Source organism: Marvinbryantia sp. (assembly GCF_047017445.1).
GTDB lineage: Bacteria > Bacillota > Clostridia > Lachnospirales > Lachnospiraceae > Marvinbryantia.
In genome coordinates, this window is record NZ_JBKXTT010000024.1 from 14,286 (window position 1) to 31,048 (window position 16,763).

The window sequence follows — 16,763 nt, forward strand, 5'->3', positions numbered from 1 at the left end:
TATATGGTTATAAAAAATGTAGCTCTTGAAACGGTATGCGGCATTACCAGTAAGCTGCCGGCAAATGATAAGATCGAGGTGGCGTTTGCCGGGAAATCGAATGTGGGAAAATCATCGCTCATCAACGCGCTGATGAACCGCAAGTCGCTGGCGCGAACCAGCTCCCAGCCTGGCAAGACGCAGACCATCAATTTTTACAACATCAACGACGCGATGTATCTGGTGGACCTTCCGGGCTACGGCTACGCGAAGGTTGCGCAGTCGGAGAAGGAAAAGTGGGGAAAGCTGATCGAGCGCTATCTGCAGAAATCGCAGATGCTAAAGGCCGTATTCCTGCTCATTGATATCCGGCACGATCCTTCCGCCAATGATAAAATGATGTACGACTGGATCCTCTATAATGGCTACGAGCCGATCATCATCGCCACAAAGCTTGATAAGATCAAGCGCAGCCAGCTCCAGAAGCAGGTGAAAGCGATCCGCACGGGGCTTGGCATGAAAGGCGGTACCGTGATTCCGTTCTCTGCGGAAACAAAGCAGGGAAGAGACGAAATCTGGGAAATGATCGATGTGTGGGTTGCGGAGGCAGATTCGACAGAAGAATAAAAAGGTTACTGCGAACGGAGTGAACAGTAATATAAAAAGTTTTCGGTCTGTAACAGAGATGTTGCAGACCTTTTTTATTTCCGCGGGGGCAAATACCCCGCCTGGGGCGAAACTGATCACGGGGCTTCCCGGGCGGCCAGTGATGAAAAGCACTGGGATGTATACTGGATAAACGCATTCATGGCGGCAGTTACATATTTGTGCTTTGGATGGAGAAGATAATTATGCCTTTTTACATAAGCGGAATCAAGCTTGTAGTATTTAAGACGGTCATCTGTGCTTTTTACAAGCCTGTCAACAACAAAGGTTGCTCCAAGTCCTGCAGCCGCGAAACGGAAAGCGGTTACAGATTGTGATAAACGCATTTTAATATTGGGAGTAAGACCTGCTTCCTGGAACATACCGGCGGCGCGTTCGTAAAAATTACTGCCCTCAAAAAGCAGCAGAAAGGGAGTATCCTTAAACATGGCTAAGGAAATAGCCGGATGTTCAGGGGAAAGATGCGCAAAGCTGCAGATATCGGAGGCGGAAAAGGAGTAGTCGGCCAGCTCATTGTTGATGTCGTATGCTTCCGGAACTGCCAGCAGGAGCTGATCCGTAAAGATTTTGCGCCCCGGGAAAGCGGTAACCAATTTGGGGTCGCAGCTGAAATAAAAATCAAGCTGATGCTCTTCGAGCATGTTTGTCAGAACGGAGGAACCATGCTCCAGAATACGGATATCGATATTGGGGTATTTTGCATGAAAGCCGGGCAGGATATCCGGAAGAATATGAGCGTTTACATAATGAGTGCCGCCCAGAATTAAAGAACCGCAGTTAAGGTTCTGGATGTCGTCAATATGCTTATGCATGTTGTCTTCCAGCAGCATAATATCTTTGATGGTATTGATATAAATATGCCCCGCGTGCGTCAGAGTGAGCGGACGGGTCGAGCGATCGAAAATAGACATACCGAGCTCGCTTTCCACTTTTTGCACGGCTATGCTCAGAGCGGGCTGCGTAATGTAAAGAGATCTGGCGGCTTTTGAAAAGCTCCCGTCAAGATAAATCTGATAGATATATTTCATTTCTAACTGCATAACAGACTCCTGTATCCTATAGTATAAATTTAGTTTATATATCTATAATTTCTATGTATTTGATTTTATAATAAAATATTGTTATTGTAAATATATAATGAAAAACTTAAAAAAGGAGGAGGAACAAAATGAGAAAGAAAATCGCATCGATCGTAACGTTGGGGGTTCTTTTTGCGGTATGCGGGGGTGCAGTGCAGGCAGAAGCGGAAGGGGTGCAAAAAACATACAAGGTTCTTTCCGGCTCCGGAGAGGGCGTTGCAGCCTATGACGTGTTTAACGCTGTTGTGACAAGATATCAGGAAGAGGTTAATCCGGATTTTCAGGTGGAGTATGAGGTGATCAGCGCGACATCCGATCTATGGCAGAAATTGCAGATGTATTATACAGCAGACACTTTGCCGGACATTTTTGCGATCAGCAACGGGACGCTGGCGGAAGAAATGATCAGCAATGATAAGCTTGTTAATTTGACGGAAGTGCTGGAAGCGGATGGACATATGGAGGAGGTCGCGGCTTCTATGGTGGATTATCATACATCCGAGGACGGCAATATGTACATGATACCGTCGACCTTCAGCGGGGAATTTTTCGTATACCGCAAACCTGTCTTTGAAAAATACGGTCTGGAAGAACCGGAGACCTGGGAAGATTTTATAAATGTCTGCCAGACTCTGACAGATAATGGAGAGTATGCATACGTGATGCGCGGCGCAGACTACGTACAGTATCTCAGATTTGCTTCTTTCCCGACATGGACGACAGAAGGCAGGGAATTTATCAAAGGTTTAACAAATGGCGAGTACACATACAGTGAGAGCGAACTGGGCATGTATGCGGCGGAGCTTCTGCAAAAGCTCGGAACAGGAAACTATTTTGTGCCGGGCTTTGACAACATGACGCTGAGCGATGTGGTAGATACTTTTATGGCTGGAGTCGGAACGATCATGTATACGAATGCGAACTACACTTCTCAATTAAGCGACCTGTATGATGCGGGAGAAATTGGCTGGTTTGGTATACCGGTTGTTGAGAATACAGAAGGAACCGGCTCAACGATCCCTACGCACGGCGGCAAGGCCTGGGCGTTTAATAAGGATACCTATGATAACGATCCGGTACTTCAGGATTTTGTAGAGTTTTATTTTGATCATATTGATGAGATTTCGTATGACTGCGGGGCGCTGTCCTGGTACAATTCGGATATCCCTGAGGGCAAATTGAATGCGATGATGACAGATATCGGAACCGAGATGAAGAAACAGACGGTATCCTGGGTATCGTGGGATGACAAGCTGACGGCGGCCACAACAACGACAGTCGGAGATGCAGCAGCGCAGCTGGTGTATGGAACGATCACGCCGGAAGAGTATATGAAGATTTTTGATGAGGCGCTTGTGGAAAATGGGGGCTGAAGATGGCAGAGTCAATGCAGGAGGGTCCTGCTGATAAAGCAGGACCCGGCGGGAGGTATTTATGGATAAATTGCTTAGAAACAAACGAACCATTTTGAGTTTTCTGCTGCCTGGGCTGATCGTCTATACAATTTCGGTGATTATTCCTATCATATGGTCGGCATATTACAGTTTGCAGCAGTGGAACGGCTATGGCGAGATGACTTATGTAGGGTTTGAAAATTTTCGAAAGCTGCTGGCAGACACGGAATTTTGGGACAGTGTGATGCACACGCTGATTTACGCCGTGGGTCAGATTATCCTGCAGGTTGGAGGAGGTCTGCTGCTGGCGGTGCTCCTTTGCAACATAGTTGTATTCAGGAAACCGCTGCAGGTAATGTATTATCTCCCGGTAATCATATCTACGGTTGCACTCTGTCAGATGTTTAAAAAGATGTTTGGAGTGGTTCCGGCGGGCCTTGTCAATCAGATACTTGCAAATTTTAATCCGGAATGGGGACGCATTGAATGGCTGACAAATGTTAAAAGCTCGCTTGCTATGGTTACAGCGGTTGCCGGATATAAAAACATGCCGGTGTATATGCTGATTTTTTATTCGGCTTTTCTGACGGTTCCGAATTCGCTTGTCGAGGCGGCGAAGATAGACGGGGCAAATTCTTTTCAAATATTTACAAAAATAAAGCTTACTCATATTCGCCCGACCATTTTTGCAAACATACTGCTTGTTTTAAACGGGTCCCTCAGAGGGTTTGATATAGCAAAGCTTCTGACGGCGGGAGGACCGATCAATTCATCCCAGCTGCAGGCCATGTATATGTATAAACAGGCTTTCAGCAGTCAGAAATATGGATATGGAAGTGCTATTGCAATGTTTATTGTGGCCGAGTCGCTTATTCTTGCAATCCTTATAAGATGGATGCAGTCGTCAAAAAAACTGGGCGGAAGATAAAATAGCCGGAAAGGAATGAGGGTATGAAACATTTTCACAAGAATATAGCAGGAAAAACGGCAAAACAGCGTGTGAAGAATATAATTGTCACGATTTTATCGGCAGTGGTATTTCTGCTGCTTGTGTATCCGCTTATTTACACTGTGATAAATTCGCTGAAAACCTATGATGATTTTATATCGCATCCGCAATATGCTTTGCCTGTCAAAGTGTATCTGGGCAATTTTGTTAAGGTTTTTCAAAGTAACTTTGCACAGTATTTTTTAAACAGCGTGGTGATTGCCGTGCTTGTGGTGGTTTTTACGGTTATATTATCGGCAACGGCAGCATTTGCGATTTCGGAATTCCGTTTTCGCGGGAAGAAGGTTGCGGAGATGTATTTTCTGCTGGGACTGATGATACCTTACCAGGTCATCCTGATTCCGCTATATCTTACGTATGCAAAATTTAAACTGCTCGACACGTATTTTTCGCTGATCTTACCGCAGGTTGCGTTTGGAATGCCGATGGCGATCCAGCTGTTCCTGGCATTTTTTAAGGATTTTGACGGAGACCTGATCGAAGCGGCTGTTATTGACGGCAGCAGCATAGGAAGGACTTTTATAAGTATCGTGGCTCCTGTGTGCAGAAATATTATTATTACGGTAGCTACACTGCGGGCGATTTTCTCATGGAATGAATATATTTTCTCATATACCTTTATCAGCTCTAAAAAAATGATGACGGTGGTACTCGGACTGAATGCTTTTGTGGGAGAAGAAGGTCTGGTAGACTGGGGACCTACATTTGCAGCGATTGCCGTGACCGTGATCCCAACGCTGATCGTGTATATGTTTCTTGGAAAATATATGCAGTCGGGACTTAGTGAAGGGGCAGTTAAAGGGTGACGAAATTACAGAAGCTGCAGTTTAAACAGCGGAGAGGAAAAGAGAGATGAACGAGATATTTTTCAGACCGGAAAATGCATGGGTAGGAGACTGTATGCCCTGTTATCATAAGGGAAAGTTCTATATGTACTATCAGTCTGACAGAAGGGATCCCAGACCGTTTCCCGATGGAGAGCCTTTCGGGTGGTCGCTTGCCGTATCTCAGAATCTTGTTGATTTTAAGGATTACGGGGAAGTGCTTCATAAGGGCAAACATGGTTCAAGGGAGCATTGTCTTTATGCGGGTTCTGTTATATATGCTTTGGGAAAATTCCGAGCTTTTTATACCGGGGAGTGCAAGTATTTTCTGAACCACCCGGAGATGCCGCCGAAAGAGGTGCTGATGCTTGCCATCAGCGATGACGGAATCAGCTGGAGGAAACAGGATAAGCTGTGTTTTTCTGCGCCGGAGGGCTTTGAGAAGGATTACTTCAGAGATCCTTTTGTATGTTTTTCGGAGGAGTTTGGAAAATGGCTTATGCTTGTTTGCGCACAGAAAAAAGACGGCTTTCGGAAGCGAAGAGGGGTTCTTTTATATTATACCAGCGCAGATCTTGAAAACTGGAATTATGAAGGCGTTTTTTTCAGCCCGGATATGTATTTCCTGCTTCAGATGCCGGATATGTTCCGGATCGGAGAATGGTGGTATCTTTTGTTTTCTGAGCTTGACGATATGAGACGGACCCGCTATCGTATGAGCAAAAGTCTCTTCGGACCCTGGCAGACGCCAGCGGATGACTGTCTGGATGGGCGCTGCTTTTATGCTGCAAGAACAGTGCAGACAGAACAAAAACGGATTATTTTTGGATGGAATCCCACCAGGGAAAGGGATGACGATCTGGGAATGTGGATCTGGGGCGGAAATGCAGTTCAGCATGAAGTGTACCAGCGCAGGGATGGGACACTGGGCGTCAGAATGCCGGAGCAGCTTTCGGGGATCATCGGCAAAAAAGATGTACAGATGCAGGAGAGCCTTACTCTTTCGCGCCTTGACGGCGGCGCGGAGACAGTAATAAAAGAGTATTCGGCCGATGTTTTCCGACTGGAGGCAGATGTGAGCTATCAGGCGGAAACGTTCGGGTTTGGAATCAAAATCTGTGAAAACAGCAAGGAAGATCTGGGGTATGATTTTCACTTTGTGCCCGGTGAAAGACGTTTTTTGTTTGACAAAACACCCAATTATCCGTGGTTCCGGTGCATGAACCGCGGACTGTTCAGGCCCTTTACAGCGCAGCCGGAGGAAAAAGTGCATCTTTCCCTGATCGTAGACCATGATATCGCAGTTGTATACGTAAATGATGTTGCGCTTAATGTGCGGATGGCAGAGAAGCCGGGAGCTGAAATAAAATTATATGTACATAACGGAAAGGTCGAATGGAGAAATATAAAGCTGTATGAAAAGTGAACGGTTGGTTAATAGTGAGGGCTATGATTACATAACAGTAATTGCTTCGGCCGCAAAGAGCAGCCCGGGGTATATCCGTATATGCTCCGGGAAGGCTATGACGGATAAGCAATTCAGGTACAGCAAGTGCGAGCTGTTTACGGCAGAGCTTCCAAAGGAAAAATCGTGCCGTATCTGTATGCAGGATGTAAAGGTACACTATGCCTATTTATTTAGAAGAGACTGTGCGGATCCGGTAAAGCAGATCTGTCCGGAGAAATCCGGCGTATCAGCAGCGTATAAAAACCAGAATACATTCCACTATTCTCCGCCGGTAGGCTGGCTGAATGACCCGGTAGGTCTATGCTTTTACCGCGGGCTGTATCATATGTTCTATCAGTTTAATCCATCGTCGCAGAAGTGGGGAGACGCTCACTGGGGACATGTGACGAGCAGCGATCTGCTTCACTGGCGTGAGCATCCGGTCGTTCTAAGCCCTCAGCCGGAGCTTGTCTGCAATCCTGATGTGCGGGGAGGCGCTTTCAGCGGGACAGCTCTGGTGGAGCAAAATAAAATGCATCTGTTTTTTACAAGACATGTCGGGGATCTGCAAAAAGAGCATTGCATGGAATATACGGCGGCCGTGTATAGTGAAAATGGATTTTCTTTTTCTGCAGAAAGAATTGCAGTGAACGATTTGCCGGCAGAACTTGGAGAAAATTTCAGAGATCCCAAGGTCTGGCGGGAGGGCGATGAATGGCTTATGCTGACGGGGAGCGAAACGGCAGATACAGCAGCAATTGCGGTTCATTGTTCTAAAGATTTGATTCAATGGCAGTATAAAGGAATTTTTTTAAAGGAAAAAGATAAGCGATATCTCAGAGCAGAATGTCCATCGATCAGAAAGATGGCGGATAAGTATGTTTTGATCGCTGGCTATCACAACAGGGACGAGACACAAATCCGACGTGATACGGTATACTATATTGGAAGTATAAAAAATTACCGTTTTCGGGTAGAACATAAGGGGCTGGTCGATCATGGAAAGGATTTTTATGCAGCACAGATTTTTGCAAATTTAAAAAGAACGGTTGCCATTGCCTGGGTAAATGACCGGTATGAGTATCATATCGAAAAGCTGTGCAGGTCGAACGGTGTCATGAGCCTGCCAAGAAAGCTGTGGATCGAAAAGGGGGAATTATATTCTTATCCGGTGGAAGAGGTGGAGCGTCTGGAAACATCGGAAGAACACTTTGAAAATATCTTTCACATAAAGGATGGACGCGGACACTTACAGATTGGTTTGCGGGAAAATGCTTCCGGCCGCATTGTGCTGGCGGAATCTGAGGCCGGGCAAGTGACGGTAACAGTATGTCCTGGTCAGATTATAATTATGACAGATAAGGAAAAATGGAATGCAGATATAACTGTAGAGAGGCTGGATATTTATACAGATAACGCTCTTTTTGAAATTTTTATCAATGGTGGAATGCGCGCATTTACCAGAAGATATGAACGGTATGAGACGAATTATGAAGTAGATGCGGATTTTGGCGAGGGCTGCAGGGCTGTGTTCCGCAGAATAAAAAATATTTCTTCCATTTGAAGTAAATATCATGCCGGAAAAGGGCGATTTTTGCCCGACAGGACACTGGCAGAAGAATAAAGAGCAGTATAAATAAAATATTGTTTTAAAACCGTTACTTCTATATACGAAGCAGCGGTTTTTTATACAATGCGATGTTAAAAATTAGTAAAGTATAAATTACTAAAGTATAATTGACTAAAATGCGGCGGAATGGTATAGTTGAGCTATATGGAATGGAGGCTAAAATATGTTTATCGGAAGAGAACGGGAACTGACATCCCTTGATAAATTATATGCGTCTGGGAAATTTGAATTTGTAGTTATCTATGGTCGCCGCAGGGTGGGGAAAACTGCGCTTATCAACAAATTTATCAGCGATAAAAAGGCAATCTACATTATGGGAGTAGAAAGCAATGCCAAACAAAATCTGGAGAATTTCAGCAAAAATATTATGGAATTTGGAACGGGGATTCGGGCGGATACTGCGTTTGCGTCGTTTCAGGCTGCATTAGAGTATGTTTTTCAGATGGCAGAAAAAGAACGTCTGGTTTTTGTGATTGACGAGTACCCGTATGTCGCCCGCGCATCCAGAAGTCTTGCCTCTACATTACAGCTTCTGATCGACAGATATAAGGATTCTTCTAAAATGATGCTGATTTTATGCGGGTCTTCGATGTCCTATATGGAGGACCACGTACTGGCGTATAAAGCGCCGCTTTACGGCAGAAGGACAGCGCAGATGAAAATCCTTCCGTTTGATTTTGCAGATACATGCCGGTATTTCCAAAAGTTTTCTGATGAGGATAAAGCGATGATATATGGCATGGTGGGAGGAACACCGCAGTATTTACTTCAGATGGATGACAGGCTGAGCGTTGAGGAGAATATTAAGAATACCTTCCTGAATCCGACGTCTGTACTCTTTGAGGAACCGGAAAATCTGCTGAAGCAGGAGGTACGGGAACCTGCTCTTTACAATGCCATTATTACAGCTATGGCGACCGGCGCTTCCCGCATGGCGGAGATTTCGACAAAAGTCGGCGAGAATACCAGTGTCTGCAGTACCTATCTGAAAAATCTGATGATGCTGGGGCTGGTCAGGAAAGAAACGCCTTATGGTGAAAAGACATCCCGGAAGACCATTTACGCCATTGAGGACAATCTGTTTCGGTTCTGGTATCGTTTTGTCCCGGAGAACAGCTCCGTTATTGGGCGTGGAGCAGCTGATCTGGCATATAAACGGATTGAACCGTTTCTGCCGGATTATATGGGAAAAGTATTCGAGGATATATGCCAGCAGTATCTCTGGAAACTGCTGCTGGATGGGGATTCTCCTGTGGAATTCAGAAATCTGGGACGCTGGTGGGGGACAGACCCGGTCACCCGCAGCCAGACGGAAATTGATATTATGGGGGAACAGGATAAAGATACGGCGTTATTTGGCGAATGCAAGTGGACAAAGGAAAAGGTGGATGTGGGCGTTCTGGAAACATTGGTAATGCGCAGCAGGATATTCCATTATAGAAATGTGCATTTATATCTGTTTGCGAGAAGCGGTTTTACAAAGGGATGTATGGAGGATGCTGCCAAACTGGGAAATGTCACATTGGTGACATATGGGGAACTTTTAGGGAAGCTAACGGAATAGCACTTCACAGCTTTAAAGCACTGCCAAACTTTTGAAAATACAAAGATATTTCTTCCATTATAGTTTCATTTCGTGTAAAATAGGTTCATTGGTAACTGCTGCGGGCGGGTGACAGGGCAGTTTGGCCGGACTGTTGCGCGGGCGAAGCTGGCAGCGGCGGGGAATGCGCGGCATTCCCGAATGAAACATCTGGAGGATATGTGAAATGGAGAGAGAAAAATTCTCATCCAGACTGGGGTTCATTCTGATCTCTGCGGGATGTGCGATCGGTCTGGGAAATGTGTGGCGGTTTCCGTATATTACCGGAAAGTACGGCGGGGCGGCATTCGTGCTGATCTACCTGTTTTTCCTGGTAATACTCGGACTTCCGATCATGGTAATGGAGTTTGCGGTCGGGCGTGCAAGCCAGAAGAGCGCGGCGCTTTCGTTTGACGTACTGGAGCCGAAGGGCACAAAGTGGCACTGGTACAAGTGGGGAGCGATGGCGGGCAATTATCTGCTGATGATGTTCTACACAACGATCGGCGGCTGGATGATTCTTTACTTTGCCAAAATGGCATCCGGCAGCTTTGCGGGGCTTGACGCGGAGGGCGTGGCGGCGGAATTCGTCGGTCTGATGGGACAGCCGGGGCTGATGGCGTTCTGCATGATCCTAGTGGTTGTTGTCTGCTTCCTTATCTGCGCAGGCGGTCTGCAAAAAGGTGTGGAGCGTATCACGAAGGTGATGATGCTCTGCCTGCTGTTTCTGATGATTATCCTTGCCGTGCATTCCGTATTTCTGGAAGGCGGAGCGGAGGGACTGGAATTTTATCTGAAGCCGGATTTTGGCAAGCTGGTGGAGACCGGCGTCGGTGAGGTTGTATTTGCCGCGATGGGGCAGGCATTCTTTACATTGAGTCTTGGAATCGGTGCGATCGCTATTTTCGGAAGCTACATCGGCAAGGAACGCGCGCTCACAGGCGAGGCGGTGAGCGTTACCCTGCTCGACACCGGCGTGGCGCTGATGGCGGGACTGATTATTTTTCCGGCATGCTTTGCCTACAATGTGCAGCCGGACAGCGGTCCGAGTTTGATTTTTATCACGCTGCCGAATGTATTTCAGTCGATGGCGGGCGGACGCATCTGGGGAAGCCTGTTCTTCCTCTTTATGACCTTCGCGGCAATGTCTACCATTATTGCGGTGTTTGAAAATATTATCTCTTTTGCAATGGATCTGACCGGCTGCAGCCGCAGGAAAGCGGTTATTATCAATCTGATCGCAATTATCGTCCTGTCGATGCCGTGTGTGCTCGGTTTCAATCTCTGGAGCGGTTTCATGCCGTTCGGGGAAGGAACCAATGTGCTCGACCTGGAGGATTTTATCGTGAGCAATAACCTGCTTCCGCTTGGCAGCCTTGTGTATCTTTTGTTCTGCACAAGCCGTTATGGATGGGGCTTTAAAAACTTCATGAAGGAAGCAAACACGGGCAGCGGTATGAAATTCCCGGCGTGGGTGCGTGTGTATGTTTCTTATATTCTGCCGCTGATCGTCCTGTTTATTTTCGTGGAGGGTTATATTTCGAAGTTTTTATGATATTTATAAAATTTATGCTTGATTTTCCGGTACGCTGATGATATACTCATTAGCGTACCTTTTGTTAGAAGGGGTTATTATGCCCAAAACAGGGCGAGTAAATAGGAAAGGAGGATTTAACATGAAGGTTAGATCATCGGTAAAACCTATCTGCGAAAAATGCAAAATCATCAAGAGAAAGGGCAGTATCAGAGTAATCTGCGAAAACCCGAAGCATAAACAGCGCCAGGGTTAATTGATCCTTGCTCTTATGTGGCTTGATTACGGCTTCAGCATGATGTGAAATCCACACGCGTGCTGGTGACAATATACGAAAGGGACATCCCAATCCGCGGCGGAAAGCCAGGCCTGGGGCCTGGTGTGGACTGTGCAGCGCATAAATACGAGAGCGATGCAGGTCTTTGGGCAGGATGTCTCACATATATTGCTTCTAATACCGCATTTCCCGGGTACCGGCGGATCTGCGGAAAGGTCGTTGCATTGCCGTTTGCTTTTCAGACGGCAGTCATTTTTTGCGGCTGGGTGGTGGAAAAGATTTCCAAAACCCCAATTAAAGACAATATAGCAAAGCACCGGGCTGCGCACAACATTTCAGACGTCTTGCTATGGACGGGCTGCGCGATGACGGGAGCTTAGAGAAAATGGAGGAAAAATTACATGGCTCGTATTGCTGGTGTAGACTTACCAAGAGAGAAAAGAATCGAGATCGGTCTGACTTACATCTACGGAATCGGCAGAACAAGTGCAGACAAAATTCTTGAGGCGGCGGGTGTAAACCCGGATACCCGTGTCAGAGATCTGACAGACGAAGAGGTTTCCAGAATCCGTGACGTGATGGATGAGCATTACACGGTGGAAGGTGATCTGAGAAGAGAGATCGCTCTGAACATCAAGAGACTGCAGGAGATCGGATGCTACAGAGGTATCCGTCATCGTAAAGGACTTCCGGTTCGCGGTCAGAAGACAAAGACCAACGCGAGAACACGCAAGGGACCGAGAAAGACTGTAGCTAATAAGAAGAAATAATAGAATAGGAAGAAAGTAGGTTAGTTTATCATGGCTAAAAAAGTTACAAAAAAAGTGACAAAAAAGCGCGTTAAGAAAAACGTTGAACGCGGACAGGCACATATCCAGTCATCTTTCAACAATACCATTGTTACACTGACAGATGCTGCTGGAAACGCATTATCATGGGCAAGTGCCGGTGGTCTGGGATTTAAAGGTTCAAGGAAATCTACTCCCTATGCAGCACAGATGGCAGCAGAGACTGCAACAAAAGCAGCGTTAGTTCACGGTTTGAAGACCGTTGATGTTTTCGTAAAGGGACCAGGCTCAGGACGTGAAGCAGCAATCCGTGCACTCAGTGCATGCGGTCTGGATGTTACCAGCATCACAGATGTTACCCCGGTGCCGCATAACGGATGCCGCCCGCCGAAACGCAGAAGAGTCTAATTAGGAGGTAAGTGAAGATGGCAGTAGATAGAACTCCGGTCTTGAAAAGATGCCGTTCCCTCGGCCTTGATCCGGTATATTTAGGAATTGACAAAAAGTCTAACAGAGAATTAAAGAGAGCAAACCGTAAGATGAGCGAGTATGCACTGCAGCTGCGCGAGAAGCAGAAAGCAAAATTCATCTATGGCGTACTGGAGAAACCGTTCCGCAACTACTACAAGAAAGCGGAGAGAATGCCGGGCATGACAGGTGCAAACCTTATGACCATGCTGGAGTGCAGACTCGACAACGTTATTTTCAGACTCGGTTTTGCAAGAACACGTAAAGAGGCAAGACAGATCGTAGACCATAAGCAGGTGCTGGTAAACGGCAAGCAGGTAAATATTCCGTCCTACCTTGTAAAAGCAGGCGACACCGTTGAGATCAAAGAAAAATGCAAGAGCTCCCAGAGATACAAAGATATCCTGGAGACGACCGGCGGCAGACTGGTTCCGGACTGGCTGGATGCAGATGCAGAAAATCTGAAAGCAACCGTTAAGGAGCTTCCGGCAAGAGAAGCGATCGATGTTCCGGTAGACGAAATGCTTATCGTCGAGCTGTACTCGAAATAGTCGCGAAAGCATTAAGCCGTGCGCAGACGAAGAAAGATGTTTGCGCTATGCTTGCATAAGCGCAAACATCTTTATGAGGATGTATAGGGCGCAGGCCCTCGCACGAGCAGCGTAAGCTGCGAGATGTGCAGCACGGCTTAAAGATGTCGTGCGGTGCATAAGGCGCAAGCCCGCGCACGGCGTAATATAAACCCTCACAACAACAAACCCAGAAGGAGGGACCTTAGTAGTGTTCGATTTTAACAAACCGAGAATTGAGATTGCAGAAATCTCAGAAGACCGTAAATATGGAAGATTTGTCGTAGAGCCGCTGGAGAGAGGTTATGGCACGACGCTTGGGAATTCCCTTCGCAGAATTATGCTTTCCTCCCTGCCGGGTGCAGCGGTAAGCCAGGTGAAAATTGAGGGCGTATTGCACGAATTCAGTTCGATTCCGGGCGTAAAAGAGGATGTCAGCGAGATTATCATGAATCTGAAATCGCTGGCGATCAAGAATACCAGTAAGACAAATGAACCGAAGACGGCATATATCGAGTATGACGGAGAGGGTGTTGTGACTGCCGGGGATATCCAGGTAGATCAGGACATCGAGATCCTCAACAAGGATCAGGTAATTGCTACGTTAAGCGGCGGCGCTGACAGTAAGCTCTACATGGAGATTACGATTACCAAGGGCAGGGGTTACATCAGTGCAGATGAAGGAAAGACGCCGGATATGCCGATCGGTGTGATTGCGGTTGATTCTATTTATACCCCGGTAGAGCGTGTGAACATGACGGTTGAGAATACCCGTGTTGCACAGGCTACAGACTTTGACAAACTGACCCTGGATGTATATACAAACGGTACGCTTGGACCGGACGAGGCAGTCAGCCTTGCGGCAAAGGTACTCAGCGAGCATCTGAGTCTGTTTATTGATTTGTCCGAAAGCGCTAAAACAGCGGAAATTATGATTGAAAAAGAGGACAATGAAAAAGAAAAGGTGCTGGAGATGAACATCGACGAGCTGGAGCTCTCTGTTCGTTCCTATAATTGCCTGAAGAGGGCTGGCATCAACACAGTGGAAGAGCTGTGCAACAGAACTCCGGAGGACATGATGAAGGTTCGGAATCTGGGACGCAAGTCTCTGGAAGAGGTCCTTGCAAAACTTAAGGAGCTGGGACTGCAGCTTAATCCGAGTGAAGAATAGAGCGCACATATAGCGCGAATACACCGGTGCGGTGTATCACAGATTAGTTTGGCACGGGGAGTAAGCCCGAAGAGCGTTCTCGCGTGCTCCGAAAATGGAGGAAAATAAAATGGCAGGTTACAGAAAACTGAGCAGAACATCTGATCAGAGAAAAGCATTACTCAGAAACCAGGTTACAGCGCTGCTGCAGCATGGAAAAATCGTTACCACAGAGGCAAAGGCAAAAGAGGTTCGCAAGATTGCGGAGGGTCTGATTGCGCTTGCTGTAAAAGAGAAAGATAACTACGAGACAGTTACTGTTACCGCAAAGGTTGCCCGCAAGGACAAAGACGGTAAGAGAGTGAAAGAAGTTGTAGACGGAAAGAAAGTAACGGTTTATGACGAAGTGCAGAAGGAGATCAGAAAGGATGCTCCGAGCAGACTTCATGCAAGAAGACAGATGATGAAGGTTCTCTATCCGGTAACGGAGGTTCCGAAAGAGGCTGCTGGCAAAAAGAAAAATACGAAGCAGGTTGACCTGGTAGACAAACTGTTTACCGAGTACGCTCCGAAGTACGCAGACCGTAACGGCGGTTACACAAGAATCGTTAAGATCGGTCTTCGTAAGGGCGATGCAGCAATGGAAGTATTGCTGGAGCTTGTATAGAACGGATATAAAGATGCGGCACCGCGTATGCGGTGCCGTTTTTTACATCAGAAATTGTGTTTCTACAGGTGTCATTGAAGCAGTCTGAGAAGGCATATGCCGCGCAGAACTTAAGTCAGGATATCTGCATACCGTATGGACTGTGGATGAAACTGCGGTGTTCGGCTCATTCCGGAACGGATACGGCAGGTATGCTCTCTGTATATTTTTTGTGTATCCGTCAGTCAGGGTGGGAAAAGCAGCGTAACACTGCTTTTTTGTATTTTTAATATGTTGATAATGAGCCGAGAAGGTGCTTTTGAATTTTGTGTCCTGGATTGTAGAAGGGGTGCATTCGTACATATAAATGCGATAAAATAATTAGCGCGTTATAAATAGCGATTAAGCTTGCTAAAAAAATGTGCACGAGCACGTAAATACGCACAAAAACGCAGGAAGAAATTTGTTGATAATATCCAAAAATAAAAAAACAGAAAGAAAATTATTGACAGAAACGTATACATTGTGTAATATAAAGAAAAGATGTGCACGAGCACACGATACAAAATAAAAGGATGGGAAAAATGAATATCAACAAAAATGCTAAAAACCAGCTTTATAGCCGACATATTCATATATAAAAAAGAGAAATGTGTGCACGAGCACATGATGGGAGAGGTTGAGTATGGCAGCTACAATAAAGGATATTGCTGATATAGCAAAAGTTTCGAGGGGAACCGTAGACAGGGTATTAAATAACAGAGGGAGAGTAAAACCGGAAGTTGAGGTAAGAGTCAGGCAGGTTGCAGAATCATTGGGATATAAACCCAATGGAGCGGCAAAAACATTTTCTACATTAAAGAAAAAAATGCGCTTTGGGATTCTTCTTCCAAGCATTGGCGATGATTTTTTTGATGAAGTAATCCAGGGAATTGAAGCGGCAAATGAAGAGTTGAAAGACTACGGGTTTGAAACAATTTTACATCAGACGAGCGGTTATGATGTTGAAAAGCAATTAAAAGAGATTGATGAAATGTTGAAAGAGGGGATAACGGCTTTTGGCTTTTTACCATTAGTGGATAATAGGATCGCGCAGAAGATTGACGAGATCGTAGAAAGCGGGATCCCGGTAGTAACAATTAATTCGGATATTGAAAACTCAAAACGTAATTTTTATGTGGGAACTGATTTCAGAAAGAGCGGAAGAATAGCGGCGGGACTTCTGGGGTTGATCAATCCGGTATCACATGTGTTAATCATTACTGGTTCTTCAAAGATTTTGTCACACAGGTTGAGATATCAGGGATTTACCGAGACAATTAACAGAAAATTTCCAGGAGTGAAAGTAGTAGATTATGTTGAGTGTAATAATGCAGATTTTGTGGCGTATGACACCGTAAAAGAAGAATTAAAGGAGAATCCGGAAATTGATTCTGTTTTTATTATCGCAGGCGGAATTAAAGGTGTTTGTGAAGCTGTAGAACTTTTTAAGGAACGAAAGGTAAAAATTTTTTGTTTTGATTCTATGGATTACATTAAAAATAAGCTTAAGGAAGGAAGGATTACAGCAACGATCTGCCAACAGGCGTTTAATCAGGGATACGAAATTGTGAAAACAGTGTTTGCATGGTTCGCAGATGCCAGCTCTGTAAAACAGGAGTGTATTCTTATGGATAATATTGTTCAGATTGCGGAAAACTTTGATGATTAAAGGAGGAGTG

General features: G+C 45.8%; 16 protein-coding genes. 15 read left to right on the top strand and 1 reads right to left on the bottom strand.

Going from position 1 to position 16,763, the window contains the following annotated elements; translation table 11 throughout:
• Positions 1-3 precede the first annotated feature (3 nt).
• On the top strand, positions 4-606 hold the full coding sequence (yihA, locus tag ACLU9Q_RS18715; protein WP_296839380.1) for a ribosome biogenesis GTP-binding protein YihA/YsxC: 603 nt from the start codon (positions 4-6) through the stop codon (positions 604-606).
• A gap of 116 nt (positions 607-722) precedes the next feature.
• Here yihA and ACLU9Q_RS18720 read toward each other — a convergent pair whose 3' ends face one another.
• Positions 723-1,685: a LysR family transcriptional regulator gene (locus ACLU9Q_RS18720; protein ID WP_296907726.1), complete on the bottom strand. Its 963-nt coding sequence runs from the start codon at positions 1,683-1,685 to the stop codon at positions 723-725.
• Positions 1,686-1,813: 128 nt separating this feature from the next.
• On the opposite strand from ACLU9Q_RS18720, the gene ACLU9Q_RS18725 reads away from it, so the two are divergent.
• The 14 genes from ACLU9Q_RS18725 to ACLU9Q_RS18790 all read left to right on the top strand — a co-directional run bounded on the left by ACLU9Q_RS18725 (position 1,814) and on the right by ACLU9Q_RS18790 (position 16,753).
• Positions 1,814-3,097 (top strand): ABC transporter substrate-binding protein, encoded by a 1,284-nt coding sequence (locus ACLU9Q_RS18725; protein WP_296835071.1) that lies wholly within the window; start codon positions 1,814-1,816, stop codon positions 3,095-3,097.
• Positions 3,098-3,158: 61 nt separating this feature from the next.
• Positions 3,159-4,046 carry a carbohydrate ABC transporter permease gene (locus ACLU9Q_RS18730; protein WP_296835073.1) on the top strand — a complete coding sequence of 296 codons (888 nt, stop codon included), beginning with the start codon at positions 3,159-3,161 and terminating at the stop codon, positions 4,044-4,046.
• A 23-nt stretch (positions 4,047-4,069) separates the two neighbouring features.
• Complete coding sequence (locus ACLU9Q_RS18735) at positions 4,070-4,933, top strand: carbohydrate ABC transporter permease (RefSeq protein WP_296835075.1); 864 nt, start codon at positions 4,070-4,072, stop codon at positions 4,931-4,933.
• 46 nt (positions 4,934-4,979) lie between these two features.
• Positions 4,980-6,377 (top strand): glycoside hydrolase family 32 protein, encoded by a 1,398-nt coding sequence (locus tag ACLU9Q_RS18740; RefSeq protein ID WP_296835077.1) that lies wholly within the window; start codon positions 4,980-4,982, stop codon positions 6,375-6,377.
• Positions 6,367-7,962: a glycoside hydrolase family 32 protein gene (locus ACLU9Q_RS18745; protein WP_296835079.1), complete on the top strand. Its 1,596-nt coding sequence runs from the start codon at positions 6,367-6,369 to the stop codon at positions 7,960-7,962. Before ACLU9Q_RS18740 ends, ACLU9Q_RS18745 begins: the two co-directional genes overlap by 11 nt.
• 229 nt (positions 7,963-8,191) lie before the next feature.
• Positions 8,192-9,592 carry an ATP-binding protein gene (locus ACLU9Q_RS18750; RefSeq protein WP_296835081.1) on the top strand — a complete coding sequence of 467 codons (1,401 nt, stop codon included), beginning with the start codon at positions 8,192-8,194 and terminating at the stop codon, positions 9,590-9,592.
• Positions 9,593-9,797: 205 nt separating this feature from the next.
• Entirely contained in the window at positions 9,798-11,165 is a 1,368-nt protein-coding gene (locus ACLU9Q_RS18755) for a sodium-dependent transporter (protein ID WP_296835084.1), read from the top strand.
• Between the two features lie 121 nt (positions 11,166-11,286).
• Positions 11,287-11,400 carry a 50S ribosomal protein L36 gene (gene rpmJ, locus ACLU9Q_RS18760; RefSeq protein WP_003497809.1) on the top strand — a complete coding sequence of 38 codons (114 nt, stop codon included), beginning with the start codon at positions 11,287-11,289 and terminating at the stop codon, positions 11,398-11,400.
• A 422-nt stretch (positions 11,401-11,822) separates the two neighbouring features.
• The gene (gene rpsM / locus ACLU9Q_RS18765) at positions 11,823-12,191 is read left to right on the top strand and encodes a 30S ribosomal protein S13 (RefSeq protein WP_296835086.1); all 369 of its coding nucleotides are present in this window, start codon (positions 11,823-11,825) and stop codon (positions 12,189-12,191) included.
• A 30-nt stretch (positions 12,192-12,221) separates the two neighbouring features.
• Positions 12,222-12,617, top strand: coding sequence for a 30S ribosomal protein S11 (gene rpsK, locus ACLU9Q_RS18770; protein WP_296835088.1), 396 nt, complete (start codon positions 12,222-12,224; stop codon positions 12,615-12,617).
• A 17-nt stretch (positions 12,618-12,634) separates the two neighbouring features.
• A complete protein-coding gene (gene rpsD, locus ACLU9Q_RS18775; protein WP_296835090.1) occupies positions 12,635-13,228 on the top strand; it encodes a 30S ribosomal protein S4 in 594 nt (197 codons plus the stop codon).
• A gap of 229 nt (positions 13,229-13,457) precedes the next feature.
• Positions 13,458-14,417 carry a DNA-directed RNA polymerase subunit alpha gene (locus ACLU9Q_RS18780; protein WP_296835092.1) on the top strand — a complete coding sequence of 320 codons (960 nt, stop codon included), beginning with the start codon at positions 13,458-13,460 and terminating at the stop codon, positions 14,415-14,417.
• Positions 14,418-14,526: 109 nt separating this feature from the next.
• Positions 14,527-15,063, top strand: coding sequence for a bL17 family ribosomal protein (locus tag ACLU9Q_RS18785; RefSeq protein ID WP_296835094.1), 537 nt, complete (start codon positions 14,527-14,529; stop codon positions 15,061-15,063).
• 664 nt (positions 15,064-15,727) lie between these two features.
• On the top strand, positions 15,728-16,753 hold the full coding sequence (locus tag ACLU9Q_RS18790) for a LacI family DNA-binding transcriptional regulator (RefSeq protein ID WP_296835096.1): 1,026 nt from the start codon (positions 15,728-15,730) through the stop codon (positions 16,751-16,753).
• The last annotated feature ends 10 nt before the right edge of the window (positions 16,754-16,763 follow it).